Annotated in this window: 12 protein-coding genes; 4 read left to right on the top strand and 8 right to left on the bottom strand. The window is 68.2% G+C overall.

What is annotated here, in order from left to right:
• Positions 1–44 precede the first annotated feature (44 nt).
• From ACFC0D_RS30020 to ACFC0D_RS29990, 7 genes are all read right to left on the bottom strand, one after another.
• Positions 45–1193, bottom strand: coding sequence for an ABC transporter ATP-binding protein (locus ACFC0D_RS30020; protein WP_376442569.1), 1149 nt, complete (start codon positions 1191–1193; stop codon positions 45–47).
• Positions 1186–2244, bottom strand: coding sequence for an ABC transporter ATP-binding protein (locus tag ACFC0D_RS30015; RefSeq protein ID WP_376442566.1), 1059 nt, complete (start codon positions 2242–2244; stop codon positions 1186–1188). Before ACFC0D_RS30015 ends, ACFC0D_RS30020 begins: the two co-directional genes overlap by 8 nt.
• A gap of 14 nt (positions 2245–2258) precedes the next feature.
• Positions 2259–3218: an ABC transporter permease gene (locus tag ACFC0D_RS30010; RefSeq protein ID WP_376442563.1), complete on the bottom strand. Its 960-nt coding sequence runs from the start codon at positions 3216–3218 to the stop codon at positions 2259–2261.
• Positions 3211–4143 carry an ABC transporter permease gene (locus tag ACFC0D_RS30005; RefSeq protein WP_376442572.1) on the bottom strand — a complete coding sequence of 311 codons (933 nt, stop codon included), beginning with the start codon at positions 4141–4143 and terminating at the stop codon, positions 3211–3213. The genes ACFC0D_RS30010 and ACFC0D_RS30005 overlap by 8 nt, the downstream gene beginning before the upstream one ends.
• Positions 4144–4328: 185 nt before the next feature.
• Positions 4329–5969 (bottom strand): ABC transporter substrate-binding protein, encoded by a 1641-nt coding sequence (locus tag ACFC0D_RS30000; RefSeq protein WP_376442560.1) that lies wholly within the window; start codon positions 5967–5969, stop codon positions 4329–4331.
• A 440-nt stretch (positions 5970–6409) separates the two neighbouring features.
• Positions 6410–8311, bottom strand: a complete 1902-nt coding sequence (gene typA, locus ACFC0D_RS29995) for a translational GTPase TypA (RefSeq protein ID WP_376442557.1) — start codon at positions 8309–8311, stop codon at positions 6410–6412.
• Positions 8312–8613: 302 nt separating this feature from the next.
• On the bottom strand, positions 8614–11124 hold the full coding sequence (locus ACFC0D_RS29990) for an ABC transporter substrate-binding protein (RefSeq protein ID WP_376442553.1): 2511 nt from the start codon (positions 11122–11124) through the stop codon (positions 8614–8616).
• A gap of 259 nt (positions 11125–11383) precedes the next feature.
• On the opposite strand from ACFC0D_RS29990, the gene ACFC0D_RS29985 reads away from it, so the two are divergent.
• The 4 genes from ACFC0D_RS29985 to ACFC0D_RS29970 are packed head-to-tail and all read left to right on the top strand — an operon-like array spanning position 11384 to position 15109.
• On the top strand, positions 11384–11611 hold the full coding sequence (locus ACFC0D_RS29985; RefSeq protein WP_329116424.1) for a hypothetical protein: 228 nt from the start codon (positions 11384–11386) through the stop codon (positions 11609–11611).
• A gap of 9 nt (positions 11612–11620) precedes the next feature.
• A complete protein-coding gene (locus ACFC0D_RS29980; RefSeq protein ID WP_376442549.1) occupies positions 11621–12454 on the top strand; it encodes a hypothetical protein in 834 nt (277 codons plus the stop codon).
• A gap of 1 nt (position 12455) precedes the next feature.
• On the top strand, positions 12456–14342 hold the full coding sequence (locus ACFC0D_RS29975; RefSeq protein ID WP_376442546.1) for a fumarate reductase/succinate dehydrogenase flavoprotein subunit: 1887 nt from the start codon (positions 12456–12458) through the stop codon (positions 14340–14342).
• Entirely contained in the window at positions 14339–15109 is a 771-nt protein-coding gene (locus ACFC0D_RS29970) for a succinate dehydrogenase/fumarate reductase iron-sulfur subunit (protein ID WP_376442543.1), read from the top strand. The genes ACFC0D_RS29975 and ACFC0D_RS29970 overlap by 4 nt, the downstream gene beginning before the upstream one ends.
• A gap of 46 nt (positions 15110–15155) precedes the next feature.
• Here ACFC0D_RS29970 and ACFC0D_RS29965 read toward each other — a convergent pair whose 3' ends face one another.
• Positions 15156–16175: a hypothetical protein gene (locus ACFC0D_RS29965; protein ID WP_376442540.1), complete on the bottom strand. Its 1020-nt coding sequence runs from the start codon at positions 16173–16175 to the stop codon at positions 15156–15158.
• Positions 16176–16276 lie beyond the last annotated feature (101 nt).

The following is a 16276-nucleotide window of genomic DNA, read 5'->3' as shown; positions in this document are numbered from 1 at the left end:
GACCGATGTGGTCCGGGCGCCCTCGACGCGTACAGCGGGGGGAACTACGCCGCGTGGATGACGTCCTTCTCCTCGGCGAAGTGGCACGCCGACTCGTGCGCGGCCGGGGTGTCCTGACCCTGGAAGCGCTCGGGGATCGCCAGGAGCGGGATCTCCGTGGAGCACTTCTCCTGGGCCTTCCAGCACCGGGTGCGGAAACGGCAGCCCGACGGCGGGTTGGCCGGCGAGGGGACGTCACCGGTGAGGATGATCCGCTCGCGACCCTCACGGGCCTCCGGGTCCGGGACCGGGACCGCCGACAGCAGCGCCTGGGTGTAGGGGTGCGTCGGGTGGTCGTAGATCTGCGTGTCCGTACCGATCTCGGCCATCTTGCCGAGGTACATCACGCCGACCCGGTCGGAGATGTGCCGGACGATCGACAGGTCGTGCGCGATGAAGACGTAGGAGAGGTTGAACTCGTCCTGCAGCTTCTCCATCAGGTTGATGACCTGCGCCTGGACGGAGACGTCCAGGGCCGAGACCGGCTCGTCGCAGATGATGATCTCCGGGTTGAGCGCGAGGCCGCGGGCGATGCCGATGCGCTGGCGCTGACCGCCGGAGAACTGGTGCGGGTAGCGGTTGATGTACTCGGGGTTCAGACCGACCACATCGAGCAGCTCCTGCACCTTGCGGCGCCGGTCGCCCTTCGGGGCCACCTCGGGGTGGATGTCGAAGGGCTCGCCGATGATGTCGCCGACCGTCATACGCGGGTTCAGCGAGGTGTACGGGTCCTGGAACACCATCTGGATGTTCCGGCGCACGGCCTTCAGCGCGCGGCCGGACAGCCGGGTGATGTCCTGGCCCTTGTAGAAGACCTCGCCCGCGGTCGCCCGCTCCAGGTTCATCAGCAGCTTGGCGACCGTGGACTTGCCACAGCCGGACTCGCCGACGATGCCGAGGGTCTCGCCCTGGTAGAGGTCGAAGGAGACCCCGTCCACGGCCTTGACCGCGCCGACCTGCTTCTTGAACAGGATGCCCTGGGTCAGCGGGAAGTGCTTGACCAGGTTGCGCACCTGCAGGATCGGCTCACCGCGCTCGACCGGCGCCTCGATGGCGGCTACGGCCTCCGCCTCGCTCGCGGCGTCGATGGTGTGCACGTCGGTGACGTTCGGAGTCGCGTCCGCGGCCTCGTCGTTCTTGCTGAGCTCAGCCATGGATCGTCTCCTTCCAGAAGTGGCAGGCGCTACCGCGGCCCGGCAGCTCCGTGCCGTCCTGCTCGGTGACCGGGGCGAGAGCCGGGATCTCCGTGCGGCAGATGTCGTCGGCCTTCGGGCAGCGCGGGTTGAAGGCGCAGCCGGTGGGCACCCGGAGCAGGTTGGGCGGCAGGCCCTTGATCGCGTACAGCTCCTGGCCCTTCTGGTCCAGGCGCGGGATCGAGTCGAGCAGACCCCGGGTGTACGGGTGGGCCGGGCGCTTGTACAGCTCGTGCACGGGGGCGGTCTCGACGATCCGGCCCGCGTACATGACCGCGATCTTGTCCGCGACGTCGGCGACGACGCCGAGGTCGTGGGTGATCAGGATCAGGCCCATGTTGTATTCCTGCTGGAGCTCCGCGAGGAGGTCCATGACCTGGGCCTGGACCGTCACGTCGAGCGCCGTGGTGGGCTCGTCGGCGATGATCAGGTCCGGCTCGAGGGCGAGCGCCATGGCGATCATGATGCGCTGGCGCATACCGCCGGAGAACTGGTGGGGGTAGTCGTCGACCCGCGCCGCGGCGGCGGGGATCTTGACCTTGTCCATCAGCTCGATGGCCCTGAGCTTGGCCTCCTTCTTGGAGAGGCCGTGGTGCACCCGGAACATCTCGCCGAGCTGGTAGCCGACGGTGAGGACCGGGTTGAGGGACGACAGCGCGTCCTGGAAGATCATCGCGATCTTGCGACCGCGGATCTTCCGGCGCTCCTCGTAGGACATCTTGAGCATGTCCTCGCCGCGGAAGAAGATCTCGCCCTGCGGGATCTTGCCCGGCGGCATGTCGAGGATGCCCATGATCGCCTGCGCGGTGACGGACTTGCCGGACCCGGACTCGCCGAGCACGGCGAGCGTCTCGCCGGCGTTCACGCTGTAGTTGACTCCGTTGACCGCCTTGGCCACACCTTCGCGGGTGTGGAACTCCACGTGCAGGTCACGGACTTCGAGCAGTGGACCGTTGTAGTCGTCGCCCCCGCGCGGGGCGGGGACGCTCGCGGTCTTGTCAATGAGGCTCACGATGTACGCCCTCCTCAGCGCAGCTTGGGGTCGAGGGCGTTGCGTACGGCTTCGCCGAGCATGATGAACGCCAGAACGGTGATGCTCAGCATGATCGACGGGTACAGCAGGATGTGCTGCGACGTACGGATCGACTGAACACCGGCGGAGACGTCGACGCCCCACGAGACGATGGGCGACGAGAGACCCAGGCCCAGGTACGACAGGGTCGCCTCGGCCGAGATGTAGCCGCCGAGCGCGATGGTCGCGACGACGATCACCGGAGCCATGGCGTTCGGCAGGATGTGCCGGAACAGGATCCGGGTCGTGCCGGCACCGAGCGCCTTCGCCGCGTGGACGTAGTCGGCCTGCTTGACGGTGATCACGGCACCGCGCATGACGCGGGCGATCTGGGTCCAGCCGAGGAACGCCAGGGCGAAGACGACCACCCAGATCGTGCGCTCGGTGAAGGACTGCAGGACGACCATGGCGCCGAGCAGGAACGGGATACCGAAGAAGATGTCCGTGATCCGGGAGAGGATCGAGTCCATCAGGCCGCCGAAGTAGCCGGCGATCATGCCCATGATGCCGCCGATGACGGTGACGATCAGGGTGACGCAGATGCCGACGATGACCGAGGCACGGGTGCCATAGATCAGGCGGGCGTAGACGGAGCGGCCCTGGATGTCGTACCCGAGCCAGCCCTCCGAGCCGATCTTGCCGAGCTCCGGCTTGCCGACGTAGTGGTTGACCAGGTCACCCGTGGTGGGCGAGGCGCTGGTGAACCAGCCGGGGAAGGCCGTGATGACCAGCAGGATGAAGATCAGCACCGACGACACGAGGAAGTACGGGTTGCGGCGCAGGTCCGCCCACGCGTCGCCCCAGAGGCTGCGCGCCTTCTCGGTCTTCTGCTTCTGCGCTGCGGGCTCTGCCGCGGAGGGGGGCGCGACAGCGTCCTCGACTGCGGTGGCAGCGGTCTTGGTCACGTCAGGCATAACGGATCCTCGGGTCCAGGACCGCGTACAGCAGGTCGATGAGCAGACTGGTGACGAGGTAGACGAGCACCAGGATGGTGACGAGACCGACCAGGGTGGTGCCCTCACGCCGGACGATCGACTCGTAGATGAGGCCGCCGACACCCTTGATGTTGAAGATGGACTCGGTGACGACCGCGCCGCCCATCAGGGCGCCGATGTCGGTGCCGAGGAAGGTGACGACGGGGATCATCGAGTTGCGCATCAGGTGGACACCGATGACCCGGCGCCTCGGCAGACCCTTGGCGACGGCCGTACGCATGTAGTCGGCGCGCAGGTTCTCCGCCATGGACGTGCGGGTCAGCCTGGCCACGTAGGCCAGTGAGAGACCACCGAGCACGATCGCGGGCGCGATCATCTCCGACACCAGCTGGTCGTTGCTGACGTTCGGAGCGATCCACTCCAGCTCGAAGGCGAAGACCATCTTGATGATGAACGCGAGGACGAAGACCGGCACCGAGATGATCAGCAGCGTGAAGATCAGGACGGCGTTGTCGGCCAGGCGGCCGGCGCGCATACCGGCGATGACGCCGAGCGCGACACCGAAGATCAGCTCGAACGCGAAGGCCAGTGCGGCCAGTTGCAGAGTGACCGGGAACGCGTCGCCCAGAACTTCGGTGACCGGGCGCCCGTTACGGATCTGGGTGCCGAAGTCGAAGTGGACGATCATGTCCCACATGTAATTGGCGTACTGCTGCAGGATCGGCTGATCCAGCCCCAGTTCGTGTCTGATCTTGGCCACGGTCGCCGGGTTGGCGGCCTTGTCACCGAACAGACCCGCCACGGGGTCGCCGGGCAGGCTGTAGACCATGAGGAAGATCAGCAGGGTTGTCCCGATGAAGACCGGGATCATCTGGAGCAGTCGTCGTACGACATAGCGCCCCATCATGCCTCCGTTGAGATGTGACAGCCGCAGCGCTACGAGCCCTCCCCCGGCAACCGCGCCCCTGTGGGTACGCGGATGTCGTGGAAGGGCCCCCCAGCCACTGCGTATCGCCGGTGCGAGGGGCCGGCGGACGGTGTGTGACCGTCGGCCCCTCGCCTTGCGGCTAGCGGACTACGCTTGGGTGATTACTTCTTCTTGACGGTGATCTCTTCGAGAACCGGGTCGCCGTCCTGCGCGTAGCGGACGCCCTCGACGTTCTCGGAGTAGCCGGCGTTGACCTTGTAGTACCAGAGCGGGATGGAGGGCATCAGGTTGACGAGCTCCTTCTCCACCTCCTGGTAGGCCTTCACCGACTCCTCGAGGCTGGCCGCGGAGTCGGCCGCCTTGATCTTCGCGTCGAGCGCCGGGTTGGAGAAGTCACCCTGGTTGCCGGACGCACCCGTCTGGAACAGGTCACGAAGGAAGTTGGAGTTCACCGGGTAGTCGAGCGTCCAGGCAGAGCGGTACAGGGACTTGACCTGCTTCGCCTTGCGGGCCGCGAGGTCCGCCTGGAAGTCCGCCTTGCTGTCGCCGACGCACTTGACCTGCGTCGCCTGGGTGATGCTGTTGCAGACCGCGTCGACCCACTCCTTGTGGCCGCCGTCCGCGTTGAACTGGATGGTGATGGCGTTGCCGGGAACGCCGCCACCCTCCGCGATCAGCGCCTTGGCCTTGGCCGGGTCGAACTTGGTGACGTCGCCCGCGGCGTTCGGCTGGAAGCCGAGGACGCCCTTGGCGACCCAGCCGGTCGCCGGCTCACGCGTACCCTGCAGCACCGTCTTGGTGATGGTGGCGCGGTCGATCGCCATCGAGAGGCCCTGGATGACCTTCGGGTCGACCTTCTTGGTCTTCCACTGGTCGGCGTAGAACGCGACCGCGATGGACTGGATCGCCGACTGGTCGGCGTCCACGGCGCGGTCACCGAGGTCCTGGTGGTAGACCGGGAGGTCCTTCGGGCCGACCTGACGGATGACGTCGAGGTTGCCGGACTTCAGGTCCTCGTAGGCGGGCTCGAGGCCGGTGTAGTTCTTGAAGATCACACCGCCGTTCTTCGCCTTGTTCTCGCCCTTGTACGCGTCGTAGCGGACGATCTTGATCTGCTTCTTGCGGTCCCACGACTCGAACTTGTAGGGACCGTTGCCGACCGGCTTCAGGCCCGCGCCCTTCGGGTCCTTGTAGAAGGACTCCGGCAGCGGCGAGAAGACCTCGTAGCCGAGCTTGTAGGCGAAGTACGGAACCGCGCCCTTGAGCTCGATGGTGAAGGTCGAGTCGTCGACGATCTTCAGACCGGTGAGCTTGTCGGCGGTGGGCTTGGCGCCCTCCTTCTCCGGCAGCAGGGCCTCGGAGCCCTTGATGTCGGAGAACCAGGAGGCGTTGCCCTGCTGGTTGTTGACGTTGGCGGCCCAGTTCCACGCGTCCACGTAGGACTTGGCGGTCACCGGGGTGCCGTCGTGGAAGGTCCAGCCCTTCTTGAGCTTGACCGTCCAGAGCTTGCTGTCCGCGCTCTCGACCGACTCGGCGTTCACCATGGTGAGCTTGCCGTCGGCGGTGTAGTCCACCAGCTGCGAGAACAGACCGGACAGAACGATCGAGCCGTTGGACTCCATCGTGTCGGCCGGGTGCAGCAGCTTCTCCGGCTCGCCCACCTCGATCGAGAAGATCCCGTTCGGGTCAACCTGGCCCTTGGCGTCGCTGCCGCCGTCGCCCTTACCTCCGCCACAGGCGGTCGCTGCCAGGGCGACAACAATTGCGCCCACTACCCACTTGGCGCTCTTGGCACCGCGCATGGGTTCCTCCTCATGAGTCCACTTTGTCACTACAAGAGGGGCACTTCGAGTCCGCCGACACCCCTGACGGCGATGCACTCAAGTGCCCCGAGTGTGCTCGTGAGTCGGCACTCCCCACAGTGCGTGACCCATTGACCCGAGCTCAATGGAGCCAACTATTAAGTACGTCAGGGCTGTAAACCACACTTAAGTGGTCTCGGTTTGACAACATCAGCAGGTGCCTTGAGACCGAAATCCGGACAAAGCGATCACAGACAGACACCCGCGAAACGGACCGTTAACACACGTTCCGGAGAGCGACGGCCGATATCCGGACACCGCGCCCATGAAATGGATTTGACGAAAGGCTCGGGCCCCCGCAGTGATCGCGGGGGCCCGAGCCCTGTATCTGAGGTTGTGTCAGCCTGCCGGCGTCAGCCGGATGCGGCCGAGATCACAGGTCAGCCGTTCTTGGCACGCGACGCGGTACGACCGCGCTGGTTCTGGTCCAGGACGACCTTGCGGATACGCACGGCCTCCGGGGTGACCTCGACGCACTCGTCGTCGCGGCAGAACTCCAGGGACTGCTCCAGGGAGAGCTTGCGCGGCGGGACGATCGCCTCGAAGGAGTCGGCGGAGGCGGAGCGCATGTTGGTGAGCTTCTTCTCCTTGGTGATGTTCACGTCCATGTCGTCGGAGCGCGAGTTCTCGCCGACGATCATGCCCTCGTACACCTCGGTGCCGGGGTCGGTGAACAGGACACCGCGCTCCTGGAGGTTGGTCATCGCGAAGGCGGTGACCGCACCCGCGCGGTCGGCGACCAGCGAACCGTTGTTACGGGTCGTCAGCGTGCCGAACCACGGCTCGTGGCCCTCGTGGATCGAGTGGGCGATACCCGTGCCGCGGGTGTTGGTCAGGAACTCCGTGCGGAAGCCGATGAGGCCACGGGACGGAACCACGAACTCCATGCGGACCCAGCCGGAGCCGTGGTTCGACATGTTGTCCATGCGGCCCTTGCGGACACCCATGAGCTGCGTGACCGCGCCCATGTGCTCCTCGGGCACGTCGACCGTGAGGCGCTCGACGGGCTCGTGGATCTTGCCGTCGACCTCCTTGGTGACGACCTGCGGCTTGCCGATGGTCAGCTCGAAGCCCTCGCGGCGCATCTGCTCGACCAGGATGGCGAGCGCGAGCTCACCACGGCCCTGGACCTCCCAGGCGTCGGGACGCTCGGTGTCGAGGACGCGGAGCGAGACGTTACCGATCAGCTCGCGGTCCAGACGGTCCTTGACCTGGCGGGCGGTGACCTTGCGCTGCTTGACCGCGGACTTGGCGTCCGCGCCCTTGCCCGTGCCACCGCGGCCGACGAGCGGCGAGGTGTTGGTGCCGATGGTCATGGAGATGGCCGGCTGGTCGACCGTGATCAGCGGAAGCGCGATCGGGTTCTCCGGGTCGGCCAGGGTCTCGCCGATCATGATGTCGGGGATACCGGCGACGGCGCAGATGTCGCCGGGGCCGGCGACCTCGGCCGGCTTGCGGGTGAGCGCCTCGGTCATCATCAGCTCGGTGATGCGGACGTTGGAGATCGAGCCGTCCCGCTTGATCCACGCGACCGTCTGGCCCTTGCGCAGCTCGCCCTGCTCAACACGGAGCAGCGCGATACGGCCGAGGAAGTTGTCGGCGTCCAGGTTGGTGACGTGCGCCTGGAGCGGCGCCTCCTCGTCGTACACCGGGGCCGGGACGTGCTCCAGGATGGCGGAGAAGAACGGCTCCAGGTTGTCGCTGTCCGCGGGAACGGTGCCGTTCTCCGGCTTGGTCAGCGAGGCGACGCCGTCACGGCCGCAGGCGTAGACGATCGGGAACTCGATCTGGTCCTCGTCCGCGTCCAGGTCGAGGAACAGGTCGTAGGTCTCGTTGACGACCTCGTCGATCCGGGAGTCCGGGCGGTCCGTCTTGTTGATGCAGAGGATGACGGGCTTGCGCTGCTGGAGCGCCTTGCGCAGCACGAAGCGGGTCTGCGGGAGCGGACCCTCGGAGGCGTCCACGAGGAGGACGACCGCGTCGACCATCGACAGACCGCGCTCGACCTCGCCACCGAAGTCGGCGTGACCGGGGGTGTCGATGATGTTGATCGTGATAGGGGCCCCGCCGTCCTTGGGGTGATACTTCACCGCCGTGTTCTTGGCGAGGATCGTGATGCCCTTCTCACGCTCCAGGTCGTTCGAGTCCATCATGCGGTCGTCGAGCTGCTGGTGGGCGGCGAAGGCACCGGCCTGCTTGAGCATGGCGTCGACGATGGTCGTCTTGCCATGGTCGACGTGGGCGACGATGGCGACGTTACGGATGTCGTGGCGCGTAGGCATGGGTGCTTGCGCTTCTCTCGGATCGTGGGATGCGGCGTCAGTTCCTCTTACGCCCGCCGGGCGGACGCGCCACGGCTATGTCCTATGGTACGGGGCCGCCGCGCAAGGGGCTTCCCCGCCCGGATTCGAGAGGGTCTACTAGGAGGTTTGGGGACCTCGGTGGTGCGGTGCACTGGGGGTGTGGGGGAGCACTGAGCGTGCGGAACCGGCCGGGTCAAGGGGCCGGACGTGATCCTGCCCGCCGGAGTAACCGGCGGGCAAGGAACTTGAGCTGCATCTGAGGTTGTGACCTGCAGTTTCAACTATTTCTTGGTATTGCGCTCCGCACCCTTGGCCGATTCGGGCTTCTTGAACCCGATGTCCTGGTAGCGCGGGGCGGCGAAGCCCCAGGCGCCGGCGTTCACGATCTCGGGCTTGGCCGCCACGAGCTGGGGGCGCTGATAGAGAGGAATCGATCCGGCAGCGGCCCAGATCCGGGCGTCCGCCTGTCGGACCAGGTCACGGGCCTCTTCCTCGTCGAGCGTGGCCACGGCCTGGTCGAAGAGCTGGTCGATACGGTCCGTACCGACCCGGGCGTAGTTCTGCTCGACCAGGAGCGAGCCGTCCGAGGCCGGCTCGGGCTTGGCGAAGATCGGCCGGGCGTCGGTCGCCGGGAAGGCGGTGGCGGGCCAGGAGTAGAGGGCCAGGTCGTAGTCGCCGGAGGCGATGTGGTCCTTGAAGAAGCTCTCGTCCGCGACCTTGGTGATCTCGGTGCGGATACCGACGGCGTCGAGCATCTGCACGATCTTGTCGCCGACGGTCCGGAGCGCCTCCGAGCCGGGGCTCGAGGGCAGGACGAACCGCAGGTTGAGCGCCTTGCCGTCCTTGCCCAGGCCCTGGCCCGCGGACGCCGGCACGGCGGGGGCGGCGGTGCCGCGCGGGGCGTAGGCACCCGCGACTCCGCTGTCGGGCCTGGCCGGGTTCTTGCCCTTGGCCTCGGTCGTGGTGCCGGCGTCGGTGCCCGTCTCGAGCAGAGCGGCCTGGCGGAGCAGCGCCGCGTTCTGCAGGGCGGCTCCGGGGGCCGGGGTGAGGACGTCGGTGCCGCTCTCGGGGCCGGCGGCGCCGAGAGCGGGCTCGGGCGCCTTGCCGTCGTCGCGGGCGGCCGTGCCGCCCGGCTTCTCGTCGCCCACGATGTAGAGGCCGTCGTTGGAGGCGGCGTCGGCCTGGGGCTTCTTGGCCGTGTCGGCCTCGGGCTGCTTCGCGGCAGGGGAAGCGGGGGCCTTCTCCGCGGGGGCCTTCTTCTCCGTCCCCTCTGCCCCCTCCTTCTCCGTCTTGTCGGTGGTCTCCGCCTTCTCCTGCTTCTTCTCCGCGGTCTCGGGCTCCTTCTCCGCGGTCTCCGCCTCGCTGCCGGCCTTCGTCCCGGCCGGCTTCTTGGTCGCGCCGCCGGGCACCCAGCCCGCGTCGGCGAGCAGGGCCCGGGCCTCCTTGGCGTCCTGGTCGCCGAGCGCGTCGCTGCTGTCCGCGTAGGCCGCCTGTCCGGCCAGGGCGAGGTGGCTGCCGGGCGGCGTGGCGGGCAGGCCCAGCGGCTTGAGCACGGCTTCGGCCAGTGCCTGGCGGTCGAGCGCGCGGGCCACGGCCCGGCGTACCCGCTCGTCGGCGAGCGGACCGGACTCGCCGTTCAGCGAGAGCTGGGTGTACGCGGGCTCCAGCGACTTGCGCACCACGAACTTCCCGAGGGCGCGCTGCTCGGTCGCGTACCGATCGATGGTCTCCTGGTTCTTCTTGCGGGCGGCCTGCACGACCTCCGCCTTCTTCTCGTCGGAGCCGTTCGCCTGCGCCCAGGACTTCAGGGCCGAGGAAGGGGTGACCGCGGCGCCGGGGCCGTGCGCGAGGGCCTGTCCGCCGTTCCGGCCGGCCCGGGCGTCCTTCACGGCGAGGGCGATGCGGTCAGCCGCGGAGCGGTCGATCTCGGCCAGATCGAGCTTGCCCGCGGCCAGTGCCGTCACGCGGTCGGCCCGCTTCACGGCCTTCAGCACGATCTGGTCGAGCTTGGCGGACTGGCCCCACCAGCGGGGGTTGCGGTCGAGGGTGACGGTGCCCGCCTTGCGGTCGGTCGCCTTGAGCCGGAACGGACCCGCGGTCGCCTTCAGGGTCGTGCGCGCGCCGTCGTTGAAGGCGGCCGGCGACCCCATCACCTCCTTCGGGTAGAGGGGGGTGAAGAGGGACTGCCAGTCGGCGTACGGCTTGCCGAAGGTGACCCGTACCTCCAGGTCGTCCTTGCCGCGCTCGATCTTCTCGATCCGCTCGTATCCCGAGTTGCGGGCGGTCCAGTACGCGGTGTCCCGGCCGTTCAGGGCCCGCCACTGCGCGACGAAGTCGGGAGCGCCGATCTCTCGGCCGTCGCTCCACACCGCCTGCTGGTTGAGCTTGTAGAGGACGACCTGCTTCGGCTCCGTCTCGACGACCTTCGCGGACTCCAGGTAGTCCGCGTTGCGCTGCGGCCTGCCGCGTTCGTCGAGGGTGTAGAGGGCGGGGAGTACGGCCCCGGCGATGCGCGAGGTGGCGCCGTCGGCGTCCGCCTGGAAGGCGTTGAGGGTGGTGGGCATCGCGTCCACGGCCCAGTTCAGGGTGCCGCCGTCGGTCACCCGGTCGCGCGCGGCGGGCGCGTGGTCCGGGGCGGCGGCCTTGATCTCGTCGGCTTCGTCGGCCGAGCTGCATCCGGCCAGGACCGAGATCGCGAGCACCGCGCTGGTGAGGGTGGCGACGGAGCGGAGCGTGCGGGAGCGGGGGCTCCTGGAGCATGTCCTCCCGCGAGGGGCGCCGACCTGGGACATGACTTGTACCCCTTCATCCGGTTTCATGCCATTTGGAGATGATCACACCTATTGCTCATACACTGAAAAGGACGGAGCGGATCCGACGACGGCGACACGGCGGCACGGCCGGCAAACCCACTCGTGCGGCCCAACCGCCGGGCGGCGCGAATCTCCGGACGAGTGGAATCCCGTACACATGGGTTCACAAGCGGGGTGTGACGCGCGACACTCTCAGGCGCGTGTTCGCCACCCGCAATCGCGGAAGTGAGGGCAATCCATGTCCCTTCAGGACGAATTGGCAGCCGTCAAGGGCCGCCTCGATGACCTGGTTCGCACGGTCGAACAGCTGGAACGCCGCATCGCGGCGGAGCGGGGCGTCCCCTCGCCGCCGACCCCCGGTCGGCCGGAGAACATGGTGACGATCCCCGACACCCCGTACGACAGCGGGCTGTGGACGGATTCGGACGACGAGGGACTGGGAGCACGCGACCGGCACGCGCCCTAGGAGACCTCGTTGGCCACAGGAACCGAACCCTCCACCGGAAGGGGAGTGCCCGCCACCGGCGTGCACTCCCCCTCCCGTGCGGCGATCGCCCCCCGCCATCTACGGACCGACCGCTGGTGGCTGGCTCCCGCCGCCACCGCGGCCGGACTGCTCGCCTTCATCGCGTACTCCACCTGGAGAGCCTTCGCCAACAGCCACTACTACGCCGCGCCCTACGTCTCGCCGTTCTACTCGCCCTGCCTGGCGGAGAACTGCGTCCCGATGAAGGGCGGGCCCAACTGGGAGATCTTCGGCAGCTGGTGGGGCCTCTCCCCCGCCCTGCTGATCCTGGTCTTCCCGCTCGGCTTCCGTCTGACCTGCTACTACTACCGCAAGGCGTACTACCGGGGATTCTGGGCCTCTCCGCCGGCCTGCGCGGTCGCCGAGCCGCATGCGACGTACACCGGCGAGACCCGCTTCCCGCTGATCCTGCAGAACATCCACCGGTACTTCTTCTACACCGCGCTCCCGGTCGCCGCGATCCTCACGTACGACACCGTGCTGACCTTCCGGGACGCCTCGTACGCGTGGGGACACGCGGGCCTGGGAACCGTGATCTTCCTGATCAACATCGTGCTGATCTGGGCGTACACCCTGTCCTGCCACTCCTGCCGGCACATCGTCGGCGGGCGGCTGCGGCACTTCTCGCGGCATCCGGTGCGCTACCGGCTGTGGAGCTGGGTCGGGAAGCTGAACACCCGTCACATGGTGCTCGCATGGGCCTCGTTGATCTCCGTCGCGGTCTGCGATCTGTACGTGTACCTGCTCGCCACCGGAACCTTCGACGACCCGAGGATCTTCTGACATGGCTCAAGTCGAACGGCAGCAGTGGGACGTGGTCGTCGTCGGCGCGGGCGGTGCCGGGCTGCGCGCCGCGATCGAGGCGCGCGAGCGGGGCGCCCGTACGGCCGTGATCTGCAAGTCGCTCTTCGGCAAGGCGCACACGGTGATGGCCGAGGGCGGCATCGCCGCGTCGATGGCCAACGTCAACGCCCACGACAACTGGCAGGTCCACTTCCGCGACACCATGCGCGGCGGGAAGTTCCTCAACCAGTGGCGGATGGCGGAGCTGCACGCGCGCGAGGCCCCGGAGCGGGTGTGGGAGCTGGAGGCCTGGGGCGCGCTCTTCGACCGTACGCCGGACGGCCGGATCTCCCAGCGCAACTTCGGCGGGCACGAGTACCCGAGACTCGCACACGTCGGCGACCGGACGGGTCTGGAGCTGATCCGTACGCTCCAGCAGAAGACGGTCGCGCTCCAGCAGGAGGACTTCCGGGAGAGCGGATCGTACGAGTCGCGGCTGAAGGTCTTCCAGGAGTGCACGGTCACCCGGATCCTCAAGGACGAGGACGGGCGGGTGAGCGGTGTCTTCTGCTACGAGCGGGAGACCGGGCGCTTCTTCGTCATGGAGGCGCCGGCCGTGGTCCTGGCCACCGGCGGGATCGGCAAGTCCTTCAAGGTGACCTCGAACTCCTGGGAGTACACCGGTGACGGCCACGCTCTCGCGCTGCTGGCGGGGGCGCCGCTGGTGAACATGGAGTTCGTGCAGTTCCATCCGACCGGGATGGTCTGGCCGCCGTCCGTGAAGGGGATCCTGGTCACGGAGTCCGTGCGCGGGGACGGGGGTGTGCTGCGCAACTCCGAGGGCAAGCGGTTCATGTTCGACTACGTCCCCGACGTCTTCAAGGAGAAGTACGCGCAGACGGAGGAGGAGGGCGACCGCTGGTACGAGGACCCGGACAACAACCGGCGCCCGCCCGAACTGCTGCCGCGTGACGAAGTGGCACGGGCCATCAACGCCGAGGTGAAGGCGGGGCGGGGCTCGCCCCACGGCGGGGTGTTCCTGGACGTGTCGACGCGGATGCCGGCCGAGGTGATCAAGCGACGGCTGCCGTCGATGTACCACCAGTTCAAGGAGCTGGCGGACGTGGACATCACGGCGGAGGCGATGGAGGTCGGGCCGACCTGCCACTACGTGATGGGCGGCATCGCGGTCGACTCGGACACCGCGGCGACGGTGGGGGTCCCGGGGCTCTTCGCGGCCGGCGAGGTCGCGGGCGGGATGCACGGCTCCAACCGGCTGGGCGGCAACTCGCTCTCCGACCTGCTGGTCTTCGGACGGCGGGCCGGGTGGCACGCGGCGGAGTACGCGGCAGCCGCCTCGCGCGGGGGCGTCTCCGAGGCGGGGGTCGATGCGGCGGCCGCCGAGGCGCTGGCGCCCTTCGGCGCGGCCCAGGAGCCTTCCGCCGAGAACCCGTACACCCTCCACCAGGAGCTCCAGCAGACGATGAACGACCTCGTCGGCATCATCCGGCGGGAAGGGGAGATGGCCGAGGCCCTGGAGCGCATCGCCGAGCTTCGGGTCCGCGCGCGGCGGGCCGGGGTCGAGGGACACCGGCAGTTCAACCCCGGCTGGCACCTCGCGCTCGACCTTCGGAACATGCTGCTGGTGAGCGAGTGCGTGGCCCGGGCGGCGCTGGAGCGGACCGAGAGCCGGGGCGGACACACTCGGGAGGACTATCCGTCGATGGAGCGGACGTGGCGCCCGGTGAATCTGCTGTGTCACCCGGCCGAGGACGGCGGAATCGGTCTCGAGCGGACGCGCACCGAAGCGATCCGTGCGGACCTGCTCGCGCTGTTCGAGAAGGAGGAGCTGGTCAAGTACCTCGCCGAGGAGGAGCTGTACGAGTGAGTACCTATGACGCGCACTTCAGGGTGTGGCGGGGCGACACCGACGGCGGAGACCTCACGGACTTCACGGTCGAGGTGAACGACGGCGAGGTGGTCCTCGACATCATCCACCGGTTGCAGGCCACCCAGGCTCCGGATCTCGCCGTGCGCTGGAACTGCAAGGCAGGCAAGTGCGGTTCGTGCTCGGCCGAGATCAACGGCCGGCCGCGCCTCATGTGCATGACCCGGATGTCGACCTTCGACCGCTCCGAGACCCTCACGATCACCCCTCTGCGGGCGTTCCCGGTCGTACGCGACCTGGTGACGGACGTGTCCTTCAACTATGCGAAGGCACGGGAGATCCCGGCCTTCGTGCCGCCGGAGGGGCTCGCCCCGGGCGAGTACCGGATGCAGCAGATGGATGTGGAGCGCTCGCAGGAGTTCCGCAAGTGCATCGAGTGCTTCCTGTGCCAGGACACCTGTCATGTGGTGCGGGACCACGAGGAGAACAAGACGGCGTTCGCCGGCCCCCGCTTCCTGATGCGGGTGGCCGAGCTGGACATGCACCCGCTGGACGCCGCCGAGGAGACGGGGCTCGACCGGAAGCGGACGGCCCAGGAGGACCACGGGCTGGGGTACTGCAACATCACCAAGTGCTGCACGGAGGTGTGCCCCGAAGACATCAAGATCACCGACAATGCGCTGATCCCGCTGAAGGAGCGGGCCGTGGACCGTAAGTACGACCCGCTGGTGTGGCTGGGGAACAAGATCCGTCGGCGGGAGGCGTAGAGGTCCGCTCGCGGTGAGGGTCCCGGGCGGCGGGTGTCGCCGTGGGTCAGTGCCAGCCCTCGCGGTAGGCCGTCCAGTCCTCCTCCTTCGCGGCGAAGTCGACGTAGAGCGCGACGCCGAAACGTTCGCGGTCGTGGTCCGTGCGCCCCAGGCCCAGCCGGGTGCCGCGGATCGCGGCCGCGACGGTCTCCGCCGAGTCGTGGTGGCCGAGGTCGTCCTCGTGGAAGAAGGGCAGCCCCATGAGCAGGTCGGTGTCCTCGGGCGTGACCTCCAGGGCGAGGCTGGTCTGCTGGGCGACGTAACCGCCGTACAGGCTCTCCAGCGGCATCCAGGTGTCGTACGACATGACGGCGATCTGGTCGACCCGGCGGGCGACCTGTCCGAAGAACTCCTGCGACCACCACTTCTCGCTGCCGCTGACGGCGCCGTTCACCGAGTGCAGGGCGGGCAGCGGGTCGATCTGGTGGGCGGCGACGGAGAGCGGGACCTTGCGGGCCTTGGTCAGCTCGCCCAGGTCGTCGAGGAGGGAGAGGTAGTTCGCGTCGCCCGAGAGCAGGGGCTCCAGGTCGAAGTGGACCCCGTCGAAGCCGGCGTCGAGGATCTGGCGGGCCGAACCCACCACGGCCGCGCGCGAGGCCGCGTCCTCCAGGCGCAGCCCTTCGGGGCCCTCGGTCGCCAGGATGTCGCCCAGCCAGGCGTGCACCCTTATGCCGGGCATGGTGCGGTGGACGCCCTCGATCAGCCAGGCCGCGCGCGGGTACCGGGCGGCGGGGAGCGTTCCGTCGTGCTCCAGCGGACCGGCGTGGACGTAGAGGTCGCGTATCCCCGTCCCCTTGATACGGGCGGCGAACGCCGCGAGGTCGGCGTCCTTCTTCCGTCCGTCCACCCAGGCGTGGCCCAGCCAGATGGCGTCCTTGCCGCGGGACTTCGTCCCTTCGCGGAGGTCGCCCGTGTAGTTGACCCGCAGGGCGACCGCGCTGCCGGCGAGCGGCAGCACGAGGAGCAGGACAAGGCCGAGGACGACCCAGCGCCCCCGTCGCCACCAGCCGCGTACGCGTCCGTTCATCCCGTGCCCCCAAGATCGTCGACTCAGTGATCACCACCCTAGAGGCGGCTACCGACAGTGACGCTCAGGGCCGAGAAACGGTTTCCGCCCGGTCGCGGGTG

It is taken from the genome of Streptomyces sp. NPDC056222 (assembly GCF_042264065.1).
In the GTDB taxonomy this organism is placed as follows: domain Bacteria; phylum Actinomycetota; class Actinomycetes; order Streptomycetales; family Streptomycetaceae; genus Streptomyces.
Note: the sequence above shows the minus strand (reverse complement) of the source record. Positions and strands in the feature narration are given on the sequence as shown.

Excerpts from the sequence above, each read along its gene's own strand:
- ACFC0D_RS30010 (WP_376442563.1), bottom strand. The coding sequence starts at position 3,218 with ATGCCTGACGTGACCAAGACCGCTGCCACCGCAGTCGAGGACGCTGTC.
- ACFC0D_RS29990 (WP_376442553.1), bottom strand. The coding sequence starts at position 11,124 with ATGTCCCAGGTCGGCGCCCCTCGCGGGAGGACATGCTCCAGGAGCCCC.
- ACFC0D_RS29965 (WP_376442540.1), bottom strand. The coding sequence starts at position 16,175 with ATGAACGGACGCGTACGCGGCTGGTGGCGACGGGGGCGCTGGGTCGTC.
- ACFC0D_RS30020 (WP_376442569.1), bottom strand. The coding sequence starts at position 1,193 with ATGGCTGAGCTCAGCAAGAACGACGAGGCCGCGGACGCGACTCCGAAC.
- ACFC0D_RS30005 (WP_376442572.1), bottom strand. The coding sequence starts at position 4,143 with ATGGGGCGCTATGTCGTACGACGACTGCTCCAGATGATCCCGGTCTTC.
- ACFC0D_RS29975 (WP_376442546.1), top strand. The coding sequence starts at position 12,456 with ATGGCTCAAGTCGAACGGCAGCAGTGGGACGTGGTCGTCGTCGGCGCG.
- ACFC0D_RS29985 (WP_329116424.1), top strand. The coding sequence starts at position 11,384 with ATGTCCCTTCAGGACGAATTGGCAGCCGTCAAGGGCCGCCTCGATGAC.
- typA (WP_376442557.1), bottom strand. The coding sequence starts at position 8,311 with ATGCCTACGCGCCACGACATCCGTAACGTCGCCATCGTCGCCCACGTC.
- ACFC0D_RS30000 (WP_376442560.1), bottom strand. The coding sequence starts at position 5,969 with ATGCGCGGTGCCAAGAGCGCCAAGTGGGTAGTGGGCGCAATTGTTGTC.